18 protein-coding genes are annotated in these 17134 nt (G+C 69.2%); 12 read left to right on the forward strand and 6 right to left on the reverse strand.

Annotated elements, in window-relative coordinates; all coding sequences use genetic code 11:
• Positions 1-76: 76 nt before the first annotated feature.
• From GA0116996_RS18160 to xth, 3 genes are all read left to right on the forward strand, one after another.
• Positions 77-589 carry an OB-fold putative lipoprotein gene (locus tag GA0116996_RS18160; RefSeq protein WP_244159911.1) on the forward strand — a complete coding sequence of 171 codons (513 nt, stop codon included), beginning with the start codon at positions 77-79 and terminating at the stop codon, positions 587-589.
• A 295-nt stretch (positions 590-884) separates the two neighbouring features.
• On the forward strand, positions 885-1964 hold the full coding sequence (locus GA0116996_RS18165; RefSeq protein WP_092314412.1) for a BON domain-containing protein: 1080 nt from the start codon (positions 885-887) through the stop codon (positions 1962-1964).
• 81 nt (positions 1965-2045) lie between these two features.
• Complete coding sequence (gene xth / locus GA0116996_RS18170) at positions 2046-2858, forward strand: exodeoxyribonuclease III (protein ID WP_092314414.1); 813 nt, start codon at positions 2046-2048, stop codon at positions 2856-2858.
• Here xth and GA0116996_RS18175 read toward each other — a convergent pair.
• Positions 2855-3772: a LysR family transcriptional regulator gene (locus tag GA0116996_RS18175; RefSeq protein WP_092314416.1), complete on the reverse strand. Its 918-nt coding sequence runs from the start codon at positions 3770-3772 to the stop codon at positions 2855-2857. The two genes, xth and GA0116996_RS18175, sit on opposite strands and share 4 nt — an antisense overlap.
• A gap of 117 nt (positions 3773-3889) precedes the next feature.
• Here GA0116996_RS18175 and GA0116996_RS18180 point away from each other — a divergent pair, with 117 nt between their 5' ends.
• Positions 3890-5380: an amidase gene (locus GA0116996_RS18180; RefSeq protein WP_208601255.1), complete on the forward strand. Its 1491-nt coding sequence runs from the start codon at positions 3890-3892 to the stop codon at positions 5378-5380.
• A 61-nt stretch (positions 5381-5441) separates the two neighbouring features.
• Positions 5442-6428: a Bug family tripartite tricarboxylate transporter substrate binding protein gene (locus GA0116996_RS18185; RefSeq protein WP_092314418.1), complete on the forward strand. Its 987-nt coding sequence runs from the start codon at positions 5442-5444 to the stop codon at positions 6426-6428.
• A 16-nt stretch (positions 6429-6444) separates the two neighbouring features.
• On the opposite strand, the gene GA0116996_RS18190 is transcribed toward GA0116996_RS18185, so the two are convergent.
• Positions 6445-7233 carry an NAD(P)H-dependent oxidoreductase gene (locus tag GA0116996_RS18190; protein ID WP_092314420.1) on the reverse strand — a complete coding sequence of 263 codons (789 nt, stop codon included), beginning with the start codon at positions 7231-7233 and terminating at the stop codon, positions 6445-6447.
• 88 nt (positions 7234-7321) lie between these two features.
• Between GA0116996_RS18190 and GA0116996_RS18195 the strand changes: the two genes are divergently transcribed.
• Entirely contained in the window at positions 7322-8227 is a 906-nt protein-coding gene (locus GA0116996_RS18195; RefSeq protein WP_092314422.1) for a LysR family transcriptional regulator, read from the forward strand.
• Positions 8228-8329: 102 nt separating this feature from the next.
• Positions 8330-8716 (forward strand): nuclear transport factor 2 family protein, encoded by a 387-nt coding sequence (locus GA0116996_RS18200; RefSeq protein ID WP_012356871.1) that lies wholly within the window; start codon positions 8330-8332, stop codon positions 8714-8716.
• Between the two features lie 31 nt (positions 8717-8747).
• Here the strand turns inward: GA0116996_RS18200 and GA0116996_RS18205 are convergent, their stop codons facing one another.
• Positions 8748-9200: a RidA family protein gene (locus GA0116996_RS18205; RefSeq protein WP_181487034.1), complete on the reverse strand. Its 453-nt coding sequence runs from the start codon at positions 9198-9200 to the stop codon at positions 8748-8750.
• A gap of 170 nt (positions 9201-9370) precedes the next feature.
• Between GA0116996_RS18205 and soxR the strand changes: the two genes are divergently transcribed.
• A complete protein-coding gene (gene soxR, locus GA0116996_RS18210) occupies positions 9371-9853 on the forward strand; it encodes a redox-sensitive transcriptional activator SoxR (protein ID WP_092314648.1) in 483 nt (160 codons plus the stop codon).
• A 26-nt stretch (positions 9854-9879) separates the two neighbouring features.
• Here the strand turns inward: soxR and GA0116996_RS18215 are convergent, their stop codons facing one another.
• Positions 9880-10257 carry a c-type cytochrome gene (locus tag GA0116996_RS18215; RefSeq protein WP_092314426.1) on the reverse strand — a complete coding sequence of 126 codons (378 nt, stop codon included), beginning with the start codon at positions 10255-10257 and terminating at the stop codon, positions 9880-9882.
• A gap of 185 nt (positions 10258-10442) precedes the next feature.
• Here GA0116996_RS18215 and GA0116996_RS18220 point away from each other — a divergent pair, with 185 nt between their 5' ends.
• Both GA0116996_RS18220 and GA0116996_RS18225 read left to right on the forward strand, forming a co-directional pair.
• Positions 10443-10880, forward strand: a complete 438-nt coding sequence (locus tag GA0116996_RS18220) for a hypothetical protein (RefSeq protein ID WP_244159912.1) — start codon at positions 10443-10445, stop codon at positions 10878-10880.
• 143 nt (positions 10881-11023) lie between these two features.
• Positions 11024-11680 carry a DsbA family oxidoreductase gene (locus tag GA0116996_RS18225; protein ID WP_092314430.1) on the forward strand — a complete coding sequence of 219 codons (657 nt, stop codon included), beginning with the start codon at positions 11024-11026 and terminating at the stop codon, positions 11678-11680.
• A gap of 77 nt (positions 11681-11757) precedes the next feature.
• Here the strand turns inward: GA0116996_RS18225 and GA0116996_RS18230 are convergent, their stop codons facing one another.
• Positions 11758-14046, reverse strand: a complete 2289-nt coding sequence (locus tag GA0116996_RS18230) for a nitric-oxide reductase large subunit (protein WP_092314432.1) — start codon at positions 14044-14046, stop codon at positions 11758-11760.
• A 34-nt stretch (positions 14047-14080) separates the two neighbouring features.
• The gene (ytfE, locus tag GA0116996_RS18235; RefSeq protein WP_092314434.1) at positions 14081-14815 is read right to left on the reverse strand and encodes an iron-sulfur cluster repair protein YtfE; all 735 of its coding nucleotides are present in this window, start codon (positions 14813-14815) and stop codon (positions 14081-14083) included.
• A 152-nt stretch (positions 14816-14967) separates the two neighbouring features.
• Here ytfE and norR point away from each other — a divergent pair, with 152 nt between their 5' ends.
• Both norR and GA0116996_RS18245 read left to right on the forward strand, forming a co-directional pair.
• Positions 14968-16530, forward strand: coding sequence for a nitric oxide reductase transcriptional regulator NorR (gene norR, locus GA0116996_RS18240; RefSeq protein ID WP_244159913.1), 1563 nt, complete (start codon positions 14968-14970; stop codon positions 16528-16530).
• A 149-nt stretch (positions 16531-16679) separates the two neighbouring features.
• Positions 16680-17108 carry a polyhydroxyalkanoate granule-associated phasin gene (locus GA0116996_RS18245; RefSeq protein WP_092314438.1) on the forward strand — a complete coding sequence of 143 codons (429 nt, stop codon included), beginning with the start codon at positions 16680-16682 and terminating at the stop codon, positions 17106-17108.
• Positions 17109-17134 lie beyond the last annotated feature (26 nt).

Raw genomic sequence — 17134 nt, forward strand, 5'->3', positions numbered from 1 at the left:
AATGCAGACGGGAAAACTGATGGCAGGGCTGGTCCTGGCCGGGTTGCTGGCCGGTTGTGAATCCATGGATGGCGCAATGTCTTCCATCAGCGGCGTGCTCGACGGCACCGGCGACGTGCTCAGCGGCGACTTCCGCATGCTGGCCGACCCCAAGCCGGCTTCGCTGGGCGACATCTGGGCCGACTGGAAGAAGAACGAAATCACGGCGAAGAAGAAGTGGGACGCGCAGGCCATCCTGGTGTCGGGCACGGTCTCGCGCATCACCAAGGTCGACGGCCTGAGCATCACGGACGACACCATCGCGGTCTACTTCAAGGATTCGGTCAATCCGCAGTGCACCGGCAAGGCGCTGATGCGCGATGCGATGCTGGTCAACCAGAAGAAGATCAGCAACCTGCAGACCGGGGACAAGATCAACGTGACCGGCGTGCTGGCGACCAGCGATTCCGAGTCGTACAACAGCAGCAACAAGGAATGCTATTTCGCCTTCGCCAAGTCGAAGATCGAAGCGGCGCCGCCAAGCGCGGCAGCGCCGTCGAAAGCCGCCACCAGCACCAAGTCGAAATCGACCAAGACCAGCAAGAAGTAAGCAGGCCCGCGCGTAATGCGCGCCGGCGGCCGGCATAAGCCGGCCGCAGCCACTGCCCCTGTGCCTGCTACGCCGCGTGCGGGCCACGCCACACGCGGCCGCCAAGGCTGCATCCCTTACACGCTCTGAAACCGTTGCACGGACGCCCAGCCGCCCGGCTCCCGTCTGCCGGGGCCCTGGGGGCCATCCGCCGCACGGTACGAATCTTGCCCCTGGGCTGTTATCCGCCCGCGGTGCCGGCCGCGACTTTGCGCCGGTTTCCGCACATGGCGTTTTACCTAGTCAGGAAATCAGCATGGGCTACTACTACGATGAGCGTGAAGCGCGCGACCAGCGCCAACGCCGCCAGGCATGGGACGACGATGACTGGCAGCCGGAATCGGAACGCGACCGCTGGCAGGCACAACGCAGACGCCAGCAAATGACCCCTGGCCAGACCAGCTACGGCGGCCCTGCCCGCCCGGCCCGGGAATTCAATGAGCAGTATGGCGCCGGACGCTACCCCGACTATCCGCGCGAAGGGCGCTATGGCAGCGACCTGCGCTATGGTCTGAACGGCGGCTACGGCTGGGAGCGCGCCAGCGAATGGCGTGATCCGCAGGCGTGGGAACGCGACGATGAATACGCGGAACGGCAGTGGCGCCAGAGTACCGAGCGCGCGCGCGAACCGCGCGAGCGGTATGAAGGGCGCGAGCGCTATGAAACCCGCGGCTCGTCGCGCGATGAAGGCCGCGAGCGCTACTTCAGCGACCTGCGCAGCGACACCCGCTACTGGACCGAAGCGGACGACGACGAAGACGAAGCGCGCCGCTACGCGGCACAGCACAGTCCTGGTTACCGCCAATACGCTGAGCGGCGCGGCTGGGAGACTGACCAGGCGCGCGATGACGAGCGCGACGACGACCGCGACCACGGCGTGCTTTATAACCTTGGCCGCCGCATCGGCGAGGTGGTGGGCGACTGGTTCGGTACGCCCGACGAGCGCGAACAGCGCTCTGGCCCGCGCGGCTACCAGCGCAGCGACGAGCGCATCCGCGACCAGATCTGCGAGCGGCTCAGCTACGCGCGCGGCGTCGACGTGAGCGATGTCAGCGTCGATGTCAGCGACGGCGTGGTGTCGCTGACCGGCACCGTGCGCGACCGCGGCCAGAAGTACTACATCGAAGACATGGCCGACGGCACCTACGGCGTCAAGGAAGTCAACAACGACATCCGCGTGCGCCGCGACAGCGACCGCCCTGGCGAGTCGTCCAGCAGCGCGCGCAGTGCGGGCAGCGCAAGCAGCTCGGCAAGCACGGGCAGCGCGGGCAGCGCGAGCGCCACCACGGGCGGCAGTGCCGCCGGCACCACGACGGGCAGCACCTGGCGCGCATAACACTCAGTAGCCGGCGGAAGCTTCCGCCGGCTTTTTTGTCGATCCCGCCACCGCCCACACCGCCCACACCGCCCGCCTCGCATGCCCGCGTCCAGGCTGAAGATTGCAACCTTCAACATCAACGGCATTCGCAGCCGCGTGGGCGCGCTGTGCCACTGGCTCGCGCGCGAAGCGCCGGACATCGTCTGCCTGCAGGAACTGAAGACCGCCGACGAGAGCTTTCCGGCGCGGGAGATCCGCGACGCCGGCTATGGCGCGATCTGGCACGGCCAGAAGTCCTGGAACGGCGTGGCCATCCTGGCGCGCGGGGCGGAGCCCGTGGAAGTGCGCCGCGGCCTGCCCGGCGATCCCGACGACAGCCACAGCCGCTATCTGGAAGCGGCGGTTTCCGGCATGGTGATCGGCTGCCTCTACCTGCCGAACGGCAACCCGCAGCCCGGCCCCAAGTTCGACTACAAGCTGGCCTGGTTCGAACGGCTGATCGCGCATGCGCAGGAACTGTTCGACAGTGGCCACCCGGTGGTGCTGGCCGGCGACTACAACGTGGTGCCGACCGACCAGGACATCTACAACCCGCGCTCGTGGCGCAAGGACGCCCTGCTGCAGCCGGAAAGCCGCGAGGCATACGCGCGCCTGCTGGCGCAGGGCTGGACCGATGCGCTGCGCCAGCAGCACCCCGATGCGCCCATCTACACCTTCTGGGATTACTTCCGCCGGCACTGGCAGACCAACTCCGGCCTGCGCATCGACCACCTGCTGCTGAGCGCCGAGCTGGCGCCGCGGCTGCGCGACGCCGGCGTCGACCGCTGGGTGCGAGGCGAAGACCACCCCAGCGACCATGCACCGGCGTGGGTGTTGCTGGGCCCGGCGGCGCGGCGCAAGCGGGCGGGCTAGCCCGCGGCCTCCGCCACCAGCTTGTCGCGGATAAAGCCCAGGAAAGCGCGCACGCCCTCGGGCAGCGTGCGGCCCGCCAGCGTCTGCAGTTCGATCGCCCGGCTGCGCATGCCGCGTTCGCGGATGGTCGCGGCATGCAGCTCGCCGCGGCGCAAGCGGTCGCCCACGGTCACGCTGCCCGAGATCGACAGGCCGCCGCCGTGCAGCACGAAGCTGGTCAGGGTCTCGAAGTGGTTGGTCACCAGCACCGGCTCGAACACCATGCCGCGCTCGCCGCAGGCCAGGTCGAACAGCTGGCGCACGGTGTTGTCGCCCTCGGGGAGCGCCAGCGGGTACGGCTGCATCTGCGCCAGCGTGACGCTGCGAAAGCGTGCCAGCGGATGGTCGGGACGCATGATGGCGATCACCGGCGCCGCCTGCCGGTGCGCGATGCGGATGCCCTGCTCGGCGGCGCGGCTGTAAGTGATGCCGATATCCGCGTCGCCATGCAGCACGATGCCGGTCACATCCGCCGGCGGCGCCACGCGCACGTGGAACTGCAGGCCCGGATAGCGCTGGCGGAACTCGGCGATGATGCGCGGCAGGAAGTCGATCGCAAACCCGGCGGAACTGGCCACGCGCACCCGGCCGCGGCGCAGGCCCTGCAGCGCGGCGATCTCGGACACCACGCGGTCGGCTTCCAGCGCGCCGCGCAGTGCGTAGGCCGCCAGCAGCTCGCCGGCCGCACTGGCCACCATGCCGCGCGGGCGGCGATCGAACAACGGCACGCCGAGCAGGGCCTCGAGCGCGGCGACCTGCCGGCTCACCGCCGACACGGTGACGTTGAGCCGTTGCGCCGCCTCGGTGAGCGAGCCGCTGCGGACCACTTCCAGGAAATAGCGCAGCGAGGTGTCCTGCAGGCGATGCGACAACATGGGGGCGGGCTCCGGCCGGTTTGCGTTTTACGCAAGGATATTTGAAAAAATCGTCGATTGCGGGAAAGCACGCGTCGCCCGTATGCTGTTTCACGACAACACCGGAGACCCCGCGCCATGGCGACTGCCCAGACCCCCGCTGCTCCCACCGACACGATCACCAATCCGATCACCAATCCGATCACCGACCTCGATGCGGTCGCGCTGTCCGGCGCCATCCATGCTCGCGAGGTCTCCTGCGTGGAAGTGCTCGATGCCTTCCTCGGCCAGATCGACCGCCACAACCCCCGCGTCAACGCCATCGTCGCCCCGGTGGACCGCGATACGCTGCGCCGGCAGGCGCGCGGACTCGACGACGAACTCGCGCGCGGCGCCAGCCGCGGCCCGCTGCACGGGTTCCCGCAGGCGCCCAAGGACATCAGCCCGGCCGCTGGCATGGTCACCACCAAGGGCTCGCCGATCTTCGCCGGCCAGGTCAGCGACGCCGATGCCGTCATCTTCGAGCGCATGCGCGCCGGCGGCGCCCTCTTCATCGGGCGCACCAACTCGCCCGAATTCGGCCTCGGCGGCCATACCTACAACCCCGTCTACGGCACCACCCGCAACGCCTTCGATCCCGGCCGCTCCGCCGGCGGCAGCAGCGGCGGCGCCGCGGTGGCGGTGGCGCTGCACATGCTGCCGGTGGCCGACGGCTCGGACATGATGGGGTCGCTGCGCACGCCCGCGGCGTTCAACCATGTCTATGGGCTGCGCACCTCGGTCGGCTGCGTGCCGCACGGCCCGGGCGACGAAGTGTTCTTCCAGCAGTTCAGCGTGGCCGGGCCGATGGCACGCAACGTGCCGGACCTGGCGCTGCTGCTGTCGGTGCAGGCCGGCTTCGATGCGCGCCTGCCGCTGACGCGCCGCAACGAGGCGCCCGGCACCTTTGCGCTGCCGCCAGAACGCGACTGGACCGGCGTGCGCATCGGCTGGCTCGGCGACCTGGGCGGGCACCTGCCCACCGAAGCGGGCCTGCTCGACACCTGCGTGCAGGCCCTGGCGCACCTGCGTACGCTCGGCTGCAGCATCGACGCGGCGCTGCCCGACTTCGACCTGGAACGGCTGTGGCGTGCCTGGATCGACCTGCGCAGCTTCTCGGTGGCGGGCGCCAACGCGGCGCTGTACCGCGACCCGGCCAAGCGCGCGCTGCTCAAGCCCGAGGCGGTCTGGGAGATCGAACGCGGCCTGGCGCTGCCGGGCACGCGCGTGTACGAGGCCATGGCCGAACGCAGCGCGTGGTACCAGGCGCTGCGTGCGCTGTTCGAGCGCTTCGACTACCTGGTGCTGCCGGCCGCGCAGGTGTTCCCGTTCGATGCCGGCTGGGACTGGCCGCATGCCATCGACGGCCGCGACATGGACACCTACCACCGCTGGATGCAGGCAGTGGTGCCAGCCACCATGGCCGGGCTGCCGGCACTGGCCGCGCCCGCCGGCTTCGGCCCGCAGGGCCTGCCCGCCGGCCTGCAGATCATCGGCCCGGCGCAGGCCGACGCCGCGGTGCTGCAACTGGGCCATGCCTACGACCAGGCCGGCGGCTTCTCGCACGTGCGCAGCCCCTGGCTCGGCTGATCCCCGCTGCTGGTCGATTCCGATTGCCTCACATTCCTATAACTGCCGCAGGAGTGCCACGATGACTGCAATGCCCCCGAAGCTGTTTCTCGCCTGCGCCACCGCCCTGGCCGCGGCGCTGTCCGCCGCGCCCGCCGCCCAGGCGCAAACGTGGCCGGAGCGCCCGCTGCGGCTGGTGGTGCCGTTCGCCGCGGGCGGCGCCACCGACGTCCTGGGTCGCCTGCTGGCGGTCGGCCTGGGCGAAAAGCTCGGCCAGTCGGTGGTGGTCGAGAACAAGCCCGGCGCCAGCACTGTGATCGGCGCCACCCAGGTGGCCAAGGCCGCGCCCGACGGCTACACGCTGCTGCTGGCGGCCAGCACCACGCTGACGCTGAACCCCGCGATCCGCCAGCAGCTAGGCTACGACCCCATTAAGAGCTTCACCCCGCTAGGCCTGGTGGCCGATATGAGCCTGGTGCTGGTCGCCAATCCCGACACGCAGATCGCGTCGCTGAAGGACCTGGTGACGCAGGCGAAGGCCAACCCTGACAAGTTCTCCTACGGCTCGTTCGGCGCAGGTTCCTCGGTCCACTTCGGCGCGGAGATGCTCAAGACCGCCACCGGCATCCGCATGGTGCACGTGCCGTTCAACGGCAGCGCCCCCAGCCTGACCGCGCTCGCGGGCGGGCAGGTGCAGGTGGCCGTCGATACCGTGGTGGCGACCCTGCCGCTGATCAAGGGCGGCAAGATCCGGCCGCTGGCGGTGCTGTCGCCGCAGCGCCTGCCGGCCCTGCCGCAAGTGCCGACCGTTGCCGAAAGCGGCTATCCCGGCTTCCAGATGGGCACCTGGTTCGCGCTGTTGGCGCCCGCGGGCCTGCCCGCGCCGGTGCAGCAGAAGCTGGAAAAGGCGCTGGCCGACGTCGCCAACGCCCCGGCCACGAAGGCGCGCATGGTCGAGCTGGCGTTGACGCCAGCTTATGGCAATGGGGCCGCGGTGAAGGCACGGGTGGAAAAGGAGCTGCCGGAGATGCGGGCGGTGGCGGCGCGGGCGGATATCCGCGCGGAATAGGCCCCGCCGCGCGCGCTCAGAGCCGCACGCCGTCCACGTGCGCCGTGAAGCCCACGGCTTGCGGCGCCACTTCCTCGCGCAGCGTGAGCTGCGGAATCAGGTAGTCCCCGCCGTTCTGCCGCCGGAACGGAATCGGCGGGGTCGTCCCCAGCGCATCCAGCCGCTCCCCCAGCTCCTCGCGAATCTGCGCAAAGCGCGCCGCATCGACCTTGCCGGTGCGGTACACCAGGTACGGCGGCAGCACGTCGAAGCCGGGGTAGTGCAGGATGCCGTGGTGGATCGGGAACAGGATGTCGTCGATCGGGCCGTTGATGCCGCGCGCGCTGTAGTGCGACTCCCAGCCCCCGGCGGTGACGATCAGCATTGCGCGCTTGCCGGCGAGCGTGCCTTCGCCATAGCGGTCGCCCCAGCGCTGGTCCGAGTGCTCGCCGACGCCGTAGGCAAAGCCGTAGGCATAGACGCGCTCGACCCAGCCCTTCAGGATGGCGGGCATCGAAAACCACCACAGCGGAAACTGCAGGATCACGGCGTCGGCCCAGCGCAGCTTGTCCTGCTCGCGTGCGATGTCATCGCTCTGCAGCCCGTTGTCGAAGGCATGCTTCGAATCCAGCGACGGGTGGAATGGCGCGTCGGCCTTGGGAACCTTCGAATCCGAGGCGTCGAGCTGCGGCTTCCATTGCATCGCATACAGGTCCGAAAGCTGGACTTCGTGGCCGGCGTCGCGCAAGCGCTGCACGGCAAAGTCGCGGATGGCGCCGTTGAGCGAGCGCGGTTCGGGGTGGGCATAGACCAGCAGTACTTTCATGTCGGTGGCTTCACAAGTTCTGGGTGAAGCCAGCATAGGCCCTGGTCCGGTATATTAGAAATGAATATCCTATATTCCAGGTATTGTCATGACTAATTCCGCGACCAGCCTGAGGCGGCTCGACCTGAACCTGCTGCTAACGCTCGACGTGCTGCTGTCCGAGCACAACGTGACCCGCGCGGCCGAGCGGCTGCATCTGTCGCAGCCTTCGGTCAGCGTCCACCTGGCCCGGCTGCGCGACCACTTCGGCGATCCGCTGCTGCTGCCGGGGCCGCGCGGCATGCGCCCTACCGCCAGGGCGGAAGCGCTGCGCGAACCATTGCGCGAAGCGCTGGCCGCACTGGCGCAGGCGGTTTCCGCCGACACACCGTTCAACCCCGCCACGTCGACCCATACCTGGCGCGTGGCGGCGACCGACTATGGCGAATCGACCATCGTGCTGCCCGCGCTGCAGGGGCTACGCAAGGCCGCGCCCGGCGCGCGGCTGGCCGTGGTCGAGATGGTGCCGACGCGCATCGCCCGGCAGGCCGAGCGCGCCGAGCTGGACCTGGCCTTCCACACCACCGACGGCTCGCCGCCGGCGCTGCACCGGCGCGCGCTGTTCACCGAACGCTATGTGCTGGTGGGCCGCGCCGGCCATCCGCGGCTGAAGCGGCGGCCCACGCTGGCGCAGTTCTGCGCGCTCGAGCACGTGATCGTGTCGCCGGACGGCGGCGGCTTCCACGGCGTCACTGACGAGGCACTGGCCCGGTCCGGGATGCAGCGGCGCGTGGTGCTGTCGGTGCCGCACTTCCTGTTTGTCACGGCGGCGCTGGCCAGCACCGACCTGGTGGCAATGCTGCCCGAACGGCTGGTGCGTGGCGCCCCGGCATTGCGCGCGGTGGCGCCGCCGGTCGAGGTGCCCGGCTACGAGATGTCGATGCTGTGGCCCGAGCGCGTGCATCGCGATCCGGCGCACCGATGGCTGCGTGAACACATCGCCACATCGGTGTAAGGGCCGCCGTCATCTCGTTTTGCATACAAAACTGGAATACAATCAACGCTTTCAACGTTGCGGCCTGGCCAAGCCCCAGCCGCCCCAGTTTTGGAGGAGATCATGACGTTTTCGGAAACCGGCCTGACGTCCCGCCACGTGGCCGCGCTCGCGCCGATCGAGGACTACCTGCAGGGCCATATCACCGGCAAGGCCGAATTCATGTACAAGGCTTTCGCCGCTGACGCGCGCATCGTCTCGTTCCGCGACGGCAAGCTGCACTCGCTGACGGTGGAGGAATTCGCCACGGCGCGCTGCCCCGGCCATCCGGCCGCGGACGAAGCGCAGCGCAAGCGCTTCATCACGCAGTTCGACGTGGTGGGCAATGCCGGCGTGGCCAAGGTGGTGCTGGAATACCCGGGCGTGACCTTCACCGACTATATGACGCTGCTCGAGATCGACGGGGTCTGGAAGATCGTCAACAAGACCTTCAGCGCCGCGGCGCGCTGAGTCCGGACGACATCCCCGGGGCTGCCGCGGCTCAGGCGGGCAACACCGCTGTCGCTTCGATCTCGAACAGCATGTTGTCCAGCGCCAGCCGCGGCACCGGGATCAGTGTGCACGCCGGCGTCGGCCGGTCGCCCCACATCTCGCGCAGCGCCGCGCCGAAGGTGCGCAGGCGGTCGTGCGAATGGTCCACCACCAGCACCGTAAGCTTGGCCACGTCGCCGACGTCGGCACCGGCCGCCTGCAGCGCAATGCGCAGGTTGTGCATGGCGCGCGCCACCTGGCGCGGAAAATCGAGCGGCAGGCAGCCCGCCGCGTCCTCGCCGCCCTGCCCCGAGACATAGACGATGCGGACCGGGCCTTCGACCAGGGCCACGTGCGAATAGCCGTTGGGCCGCGGGTCATACAGGCCGTCGGGATTGAGCAGGCTCAGCGAGTCATTGGGACGGGCGAAGGGCACGGCCGGCGCCACCGGCAAGGCGGGCATGGCAGGCGAGCGCAGGGACGAGGGCGAGAACGGAAACATGGTCATCGGCTTGTGGAAGGCATCTCGGACAGAGGAGCCGCCAGTATCAAACCTCAAGTTAGGTTAAGGTCAAGCGCGGCCTTGGTGGTAGCATGGGCATTCCTGCGTTCCAGCACTGCCTGCCTTTCGCCATGGCTTCCAAGCAACCGCCCGCCACGCCGCGCCGGCGCCGCCCCGCGCCCGCGGAAGAACTGCTCTCCGTCGGTGAAGTCTCGGCGCGCACCGGCATTGCGGTGTCCGCCCTGCATTTCTATGAAGCCCGCGGCCTGATCGCCAGCACCCGCAGCGGCGGCAACCAGCGCCGCTATGCGCGTGCCGTGCTGCGGCGCCTGGCGGTGATTCGCGTGGCGCAGCGCATGGGTCTGCCGCTGGCGGTGATCGCCGACGCCATGCGCAAGCTGCCCGATGGCCGCGCGCCGACCGTGGCGGACTGGCGCAAGCTGTCCGCCAGCTGGCGCGACGACCTCGACCAACGGATCCGCACGCTGACGCAATTGCGCGACCAGCTGGACGGGTGCATCGGCTGCGGCTGCCTGTCGCTGAAGGCGTGTCCGTTACGCAATCCGCATGACGCGCTGGCGGGCGAAGGGCCGGGGCCGCATTTTGCGGACTGAGGCCGCTCGGCCGCAGCCGTGCCGGCTTACTTGAAGGTCTCGAGGTACGCCAGCAGATCGGTGATCTGCTGATCGTCGCCCAGTCCCCAGAACCGCATCTTCGTGCCCGGCACGACCTTGCCGGGCGAACGGACGAAGGCGCGCAGCGTGTCATGCGACCACACCACCTTCGAGGCGCGCATCGCGTCCGAATACTGGAAATCCGTCGTGCTGCCGGCCGTGCGGCCGAAGATCCCGTTCAGCTGCGGACCAAAGCCCGCGCGCGCATTGCGCCCGACGTGGTGGCACGAGGCGCAGCGCGTCGCAAACAAGGCCTTGCCGGCCTGGAGATCGGCGGCGGCGGCAGCGGAGGGAATGGCGGTGGAAGCGATCAGTGCCAGCAGGATGGCGGCGTTACGGCGCATGTGCAGCTTGGATGGGAAATACCTTGGGGCAGGGTTGGCATGATACAGGCCGCGCCGGTACGCGCCGGCACGCGGCAGCCCGACCAGGGGTTACACCACGTCACACTTGCAACACTTCGCGCGCCCCATATTACAGCCCGCCCCCCTACAGTGAGCCCATGTCCAACGCCCCTTGGGAGGCAGCCATGAAACGAATCATCGCAATGGCGGTAGCAGGTGGTGCAATGCTGGTGGCCAGCGCTGGTGCTTACGCCGGTGTGAATATCGATATCGGCATCGGCGTGCCTGGCGTGGTGGTGGCGCAGCCGGCGCCGGTCTACCATCCGGCCCCGGTCTATGCGCCGGCGCCGGTGTATGCGCCCGCACCCGTGGCCTACGCGCCGCGCCCGGTCGTGGTGGCGCCGCGCCCCGTGGTGGTGGCGCCGGTACGCTACGACTATGACCGCGGCTATCGTCGCGCCTATTATCGCGGCGACTATCGGGGCGCCTATCGGGGCGACTATCGCCAAGGCTACCGCGACGGCTACCACGACAACCGCCGCGAATGGCGCGGGCGCGAGTGGGCACACCGCCATGGCGACCACGATGACCACGGCCGCGGCCACGGGCGCCGCTGGGACTGAGCCCCGCCATGGCGCGGCGGGCGGACGCGCGGCCACCGGCTGAAGCGTCCGCCTGCAAGGTTTCGCCAGTCAGGCTACCCTGTCGGCAATTTCCAATCCGGGCCGGGGCCATGGCTTCGCCCCGTCCATGCCCAGGAGCAGCCATGCCACAACCCCTCAAGATCGACTTTGTCTCCGACATCGCCTGCCCCTGGTGCGCCATCGGCCTGTCTTCGCTGCAGCTGGCGCTGCAGCGCGTGGGCGATGCGGTCGACGCCGAGATCGTCGTGCATCCCTTCGAGCTGAACCCCGGCATGCGCCCGGAAGGCGAGGCCATCGTCGACTATCTCGGCCGCAAATACGGCCGCACGCCGGCGCAGATCGCCGAAACCCAGGCAATGATCCGCGAACGCGGCGCCGCCGTGGGCTTTGCCTTTGGCCCGCGCACCCATGTCTACAACACCTTCGACGCCCACCGCCTGCTGCACTGGGCCGGGCTTGAAGGCAAGCAGCTGCCGCTGAAGCAGGCGCTGCTGCGCGCCTACCATGCGGACGGCAAGGACCCGAGCAACCATGACGTGCTGGTCGACGCGGCCCAATCCGTCGGCCTCGATGCGGCCACGGCGCGCAAGGTGCTGGCGGGCGACGACTATGCCGACGCGGTGCGCGCGGAAATCGAGGCATACCAGCGCATGGGCATCCAGTCGGTGCCGTCGATCATCTTCAACGACCGCTACCTCGTGACCGGGGGCCAGCCGGTCGAGGCCTTCGAGCAGGCCATCCGCGATATCGCTGCCGAAGCCCGGAAGGCGCAAGGCTAGCTGCGTTGCCCGCCCGCCAAGGCAAGTGGCCCGCCCGGGATCCCGGGCGGGCCACTGTGCTGTGGCGCGGCAACCGGTCAGCGCGCCACGGGCTTCATCCCGATAGTCACGGCATCGGCCGCGCGCGGCGCGCGCGTGGCCAGCCCCAGCACTACCTGCCAGGCGAACGACACCGCGCCGACGATAAACACCACGTCGCCGAAGGTGCGCACCCAGCGCAGCGTCTGCAGGATGGGCTGCTGCATGAAGGCCTCGCTGCGCGCGTACCAGGTGCCATGCTCGACGCTGGCCAGGAACTGGATGATGCCGATCGGCAACAGACTGGTGCCGATCATCAGCACCAGGCCGACGTTCAGGCCCCAGAACGCGGTCTTCATCAGCGTCGGGCTGAGACGGTAGGCCGGACGCACGTAGCGCAGCACCAGCAACGTGAAGCCCAGCGCCAGGAAGCCGTAGACGCCGAACAGCGCGGCATGGGCATGGACCGGCGTGGTGTTCTGGCCCTGGATGTAGTACAGCGCGATCGGCGGGTTGATCATGAAGCCGAACACGCCCGCGCCCAGCATGTTCCAGAACGCCACCGCGACAAAGCACATCAGCGGCCACTTCAGGTCGGCCATCCACGGCGCGCGCCGCTTCAGGCTCCAGTTCTCCCAGGCTTCATGGCCCAGCACGATCAGCGGCACCACTTCAAGCGCGCTGAAGGCGGCGCCCACCGCCATCACCGGCGTGGTGGTGCCGGCAAAATACAGGTGGTGGAAGGTGCCGGGAATCCCGCCCAGCATGAACAGCGAGGCCGACGCCAGGCTGGCCGCGGTGGCCATCGGGCGCGACACCAGGCCGAGCGTGGAGAAGATGAAGGCCAGCGCCGTGGTGGCGAAGACCTCGAAGAAGCCCTCCACCCACAGGTGCACCACCCACCAGCGCCAGTACTCCATCACCGTCAGGCTGGTGCGCTCGCCATAGGCCAGGCCGGCGCCATAGAACAGGCCGATCGCCACCACCGACGAGGTCAGCAGCGCCAGCAGGTTGCGGTCGGTGCCGCGCGCGCGCAGCGCCGGCAGGATGCCGCGCATCATCAGCACCAGCCAGATCACGATGCCGGCGAACTTGCCGATCTGCCACAGCCGGCCCAGGTCGACATACTCGTAGCCCTGGTGTCCGAGCCAGAAGTTCAGATGAGCCGGCAGCTTCTGCGCGATGGCCAGGTAGTTGCCGGTAAACGAGCCCACCACCACGACCACCAGCGCCCAGAACAGGATGTCGACACCCAGCCGCTGGAACTTCGGATCCTTGCCGCCGTTGATCAGCGGCGCCAGGAATAGCCCCGCGGCGAGGAAGCCGGTGGCGATCCAGAACAGCGCGCTCTGGATATGCCAGGTGCGCACCAGCGCGTACGGGAACCACTGCGACACATCGATGCCGTAGAACTTCTGGCCTTCGACGGTGTAGTGCGCGGTGAAGCCGCCCAGGAACACCTGGAACACGAACAGCGCCACCACCAGGAACAGGTATTTGCCCAGCGCGCGTTGCGACGGCGTCAGCGCCACCGACAGCAGCGGGTCGCGCGCCGGCGCCTGCGGCGGCGTTTCTTCCTTGCCGCGCAGGAAGGCCCACGCCCACACCAGGAAGCCGACGCCGGCCAGCAGCACCACCACGCTGATCACCGACCACACCACGTTTTCGCTGGTGGGCTGGTTGCCGATCAGCGGCTCGTGCGGCCAGTTGTTGGTGTAGGTGGCCTCATGGCCCGGGCGCGCGGTCGATGCGGCCCACGCGGTCCAGAAGAAGAAGTGCGTCAGCTGCTGGCGGCGCTCGGCGCTCGGCAGCGTGTTCTCCTTCATTGCGTAGTGCTCGCGCGTGGTGTGCAGCGCCGGCGCGTCGGAGAAGAGCTGGTCGTAGTAGGCGGCGGTATCGGCGATGGCCTGCGCGCGGCGCTTCGACACGGTCAGCACGTTGCTGTCCGGATCGGCGGCATTGCCGCGGTACTCGGTGCGCAATTGCTCGCGCAAGGCGGCCTGCGCCGGTGCCTCGAGCTGTGCGAAGGCGCGGCCGTGGCCATCCTGCGCGGCCAGCTCCAGCCACGCGGTCAGTTCGCGGTGCAGCCAGTCGGCGGTCCAGTCCGGCGCCTGGTAGGCGCCATGGCCCCAGATCGAGCCGAGCTGCATGCCGCCGACGGACTGCCATGCGGTCTGGCCGTCGAGGATGTCGTCGCCGCTGAACAGCATGCGGCCCTCGGCCGTGACCACCTTGGCCGGAATGGGCGGGGCCTGCCGGTACACCTCGACGCCGTAGTAGCCGAGCAGGGAGAACGTGACCGCCAGCACGGCGATCAGCAGGAACCAGAGTTTGCGGTAGGGACCCATGATGCGAAGTCGTTAGGGGTGGTGTCGGGCGGGCTCAGGCGTGCGCCGAGCAGCCGCAGCCGTTGGCCTGCGCCGGTGTCGGCGCGGTCGCGGAAGCGGTGGCCGCCGCGCCTTCGAACAGCACGTTGTTTTCCAGGTGGATGTGTTCCATCAGGTCTTGGCGCAGCGTGCGCAGGCCCAGGTAGAGCGCGCGCCAGGTATTGCAGGCCGCGCGCGGCAGCGTGATGTCATCGGTCAGATCGGCCAGCCGCTGCAGGGCCACGCCATGGTCGTCGTGCTCGGCGCGCATCACCGCGATCGGGCGGCTCGCGGCGGCGTGCAGGCCGCGCAGCAGCATCGGGAACAGCACCTGCTCCTCCTTCTGCATGTGCGATTCCAGCTCGCCCAGCATCTCGCTCAGGTGGTCGGCCAGGCCCAGCGGGCACTCCGACCGTTCGCCGTGGACCTGCTCGACCCGCCGTGCCAGCCGGATCAGCTCGGGCAACTGCTCGCGATGGCGGGCGTGGAAGCGCACCAGGATATGCTCGATCAGCGCCGCGGGCGCGGCCGTGTTCCAGTCTTGCGCCGACGGATCGGCCTCGTCCTGCAGCACGTGCAGCTGTGCGGCGATGGCGGCCACGGCAGCGGCATCGAGCCCCTTCTGCTGCGCGGCGTCGCGCAGGGTCTGCTTGCCCCCGCAGCAGAAGTCCAGCCCGTGGTCGTGGAAGATGCGGGTGGCACCGGGAATCTGGCGGGCCAGCTGGCCCAGCGAGTGGTCTTGCAACGTCATGGCGGTTTCTCCGTGTGGAAGTGATGACCCCCTGACATACGCGAGCAACGTGCCAGAAAAAAACCTCCTTTAATCAAGGACTTGTAATATTGCGGGTATTAATTACCCTATACTTGTCACGGTACCAATTACCCTGAACGGTGTTTTCCACCATGCTCCCCGCCGCCATGTACCCCGACCTCCTGGCCGACCTCGTCATCGATTTGCCGCACGCGGTGCGCCTGCAGCGGCTGGTCAGCGCGTTGCGCATGCATTTCCGTTGCGGCGCGGTGGCGCTGCTGCGGCTGGAGGAAGACCACCTGCGCCCGGTGGCGGTCGACGGCCTGGTGCGCGATGCGCTGGGCCGGCGCTTCGCGGTGGGCCTGCATCCGCGCCTGGCCGCGATCCTGGCGCGCCGCGGCGTGACCTGCTTCCATCACGACAGCATGCTGCCGGACCCGTACGACGGCCTGATCGACGAGCATGTGGGCGAGCCGCTGCCGGTGCATGACTGCATGGGCACCCGGCTTGAAGTAGACGGTCAGCCGTGGGGCGCGCTGACGCTGGATGCGCTGACGGTGGGCACCTTCGACGGCGCGGCCCAGGCCGAATTGCAGCGGCTGACGGTAATCGTGGAGGCCGCCATCCGCACCACCCGGCTGGAGGGCGAGATCCGCGCGCTGCAGCTCGCGCGCGGCACGCCGGAGTCCGAGGAAGGAACGGCCCCGCACGACATCGGCGCCGAGATCATCGGCCAGAGCGAGGCCATCTCCAACCTGCTGCATGAACTGGAAGTGGTGGCCGACACCGACCTGCCGGTGCTGCTGCTGGGCGAGACCGGGGTCGGCAAGGAGCTGTTCGCGCACCGCCTGCACCGCCAGTCGCGACGGCGCGCGCAGCCGCTGGTGCATGTCAACTGTGCCGCGCTGCCGGAATCGCTGGCCGAGAGCGAGCTGTTCGGCCACGCGCGCGGCGCCTTCTCCGGCGCCACCGGCGAGCGCCCGGGGCGCTTCGAGGCCGCCGACGGCGGCACCCTGTTTCTCGACGAGGTGGGCGAGCTGCCGCTGGCGATCCAGGCCAAGCTGCTGCGCACGCTGCAGAACGGCGAGATCCAGCGGCTGGGCTCGGACCGCCCGCGCCGCGTCAATGTGCGCGTGATCGCCGCCACCAACCGCAACCTGCGCGAGCATGTGCGCGACGGCTCGTTCCGCGCCGACCTGTACCACCGCCTGTCGGTCTACCCGATCCCGATCCCGCCGCTGCGCGAGCGCGGCAACGACGTGCTGCTGCTGGCCGGGCGCTTCCTCGAGCTGAACCGTGCCCGCCTGGGCCTGCGCAGCCTGCGGCTGTCGGGCGGCGCGCAGGACGCGCTGCGCCACTACCGCTGGCCCGGCAACGTGCGCGAGCTGGAACACGTGATCAGCCGCGCCGCGCTGCGTGCGGTCAGCCGCGGCGCGGGCCGCAATGACATCGTGACGCTGGAGCCGGAGCTGCTCGACCTCGACGGCCTGGAGCTGCCGCCGGCCGCGCAGACCGGCTCCGGCGCGGCCAGCGCGCCCGCCACGCCGGCGCCGGCCGCGGGCATCACGCTGCGCGATGCCGTCGAGCACACCCAGCGCGCCTGCATCGCGCAGGCCCTGCGCGACCACGGCGGCAACTGGGCGCAGGCGGCGCGCCAGCTCGGCATCGACGCCAGCAACCTGCACAAGCTGGCCAGGCGGCTGGGATGCAAGTGAAGTGCACCGGAACGGGGTCCGGGTGCTGCGGCATGGCAAGTCGCGCCATTACCGCATAAGCTGATCCGGATGCCCACGCCGGGCGCCATCGTCGTGTGCAGCAACTGCCGCTCACTGCGCGCACGGCCCGCCACTGGAGAATCCCCGTGATGATGACCGCAACGCAAATCTTCTGGCCGCCGGTGTTCTGGCCCTTTCCCGCCGTCTACGCCGGCGCGCCACAGCTGGATTCCATGCAGTCCGACCTGGCCGGGATCTGGCACCGCATGGCCGAACTCAACCTGGACTTCACCCGCACCCTGTTCGAGAACATCCAGTTCGACGCCATGGGCACGATGATGGAGCCTGACCCCGAAGCCCGCTACGCGCGCGAAATCGCCAGCGAGGTGCCGCTGCTCGGCGCTTCGCTGCATTACGCCTCGTCCATGCTGGAGCTGTATGCGCGCGCGCAGCAGAAATGGATCGACGGCTGGGGCCACCTGCTGACGCGCGGCATGGGGTTCGAGTGGCCGGGCCTGCAGCAGGACGTTGTCGACATCCCGTTCTGGCTGGTGCGGGAAACCTCCGGACGGGCCTGACCGGCTCCTGCTACGGTTGCGGCGCG

It is taken from the genome of Cupriavidus alkaliphilus (assembly GCF_900094595.1).
GTDB classification, from domain to species: Bacteria; Pseudomonadota; Gammaproteobacteria; order Burkholderiales; family Burkholderiaceae; genus Cupriavidus; species Cupriavidus alkaliphilus.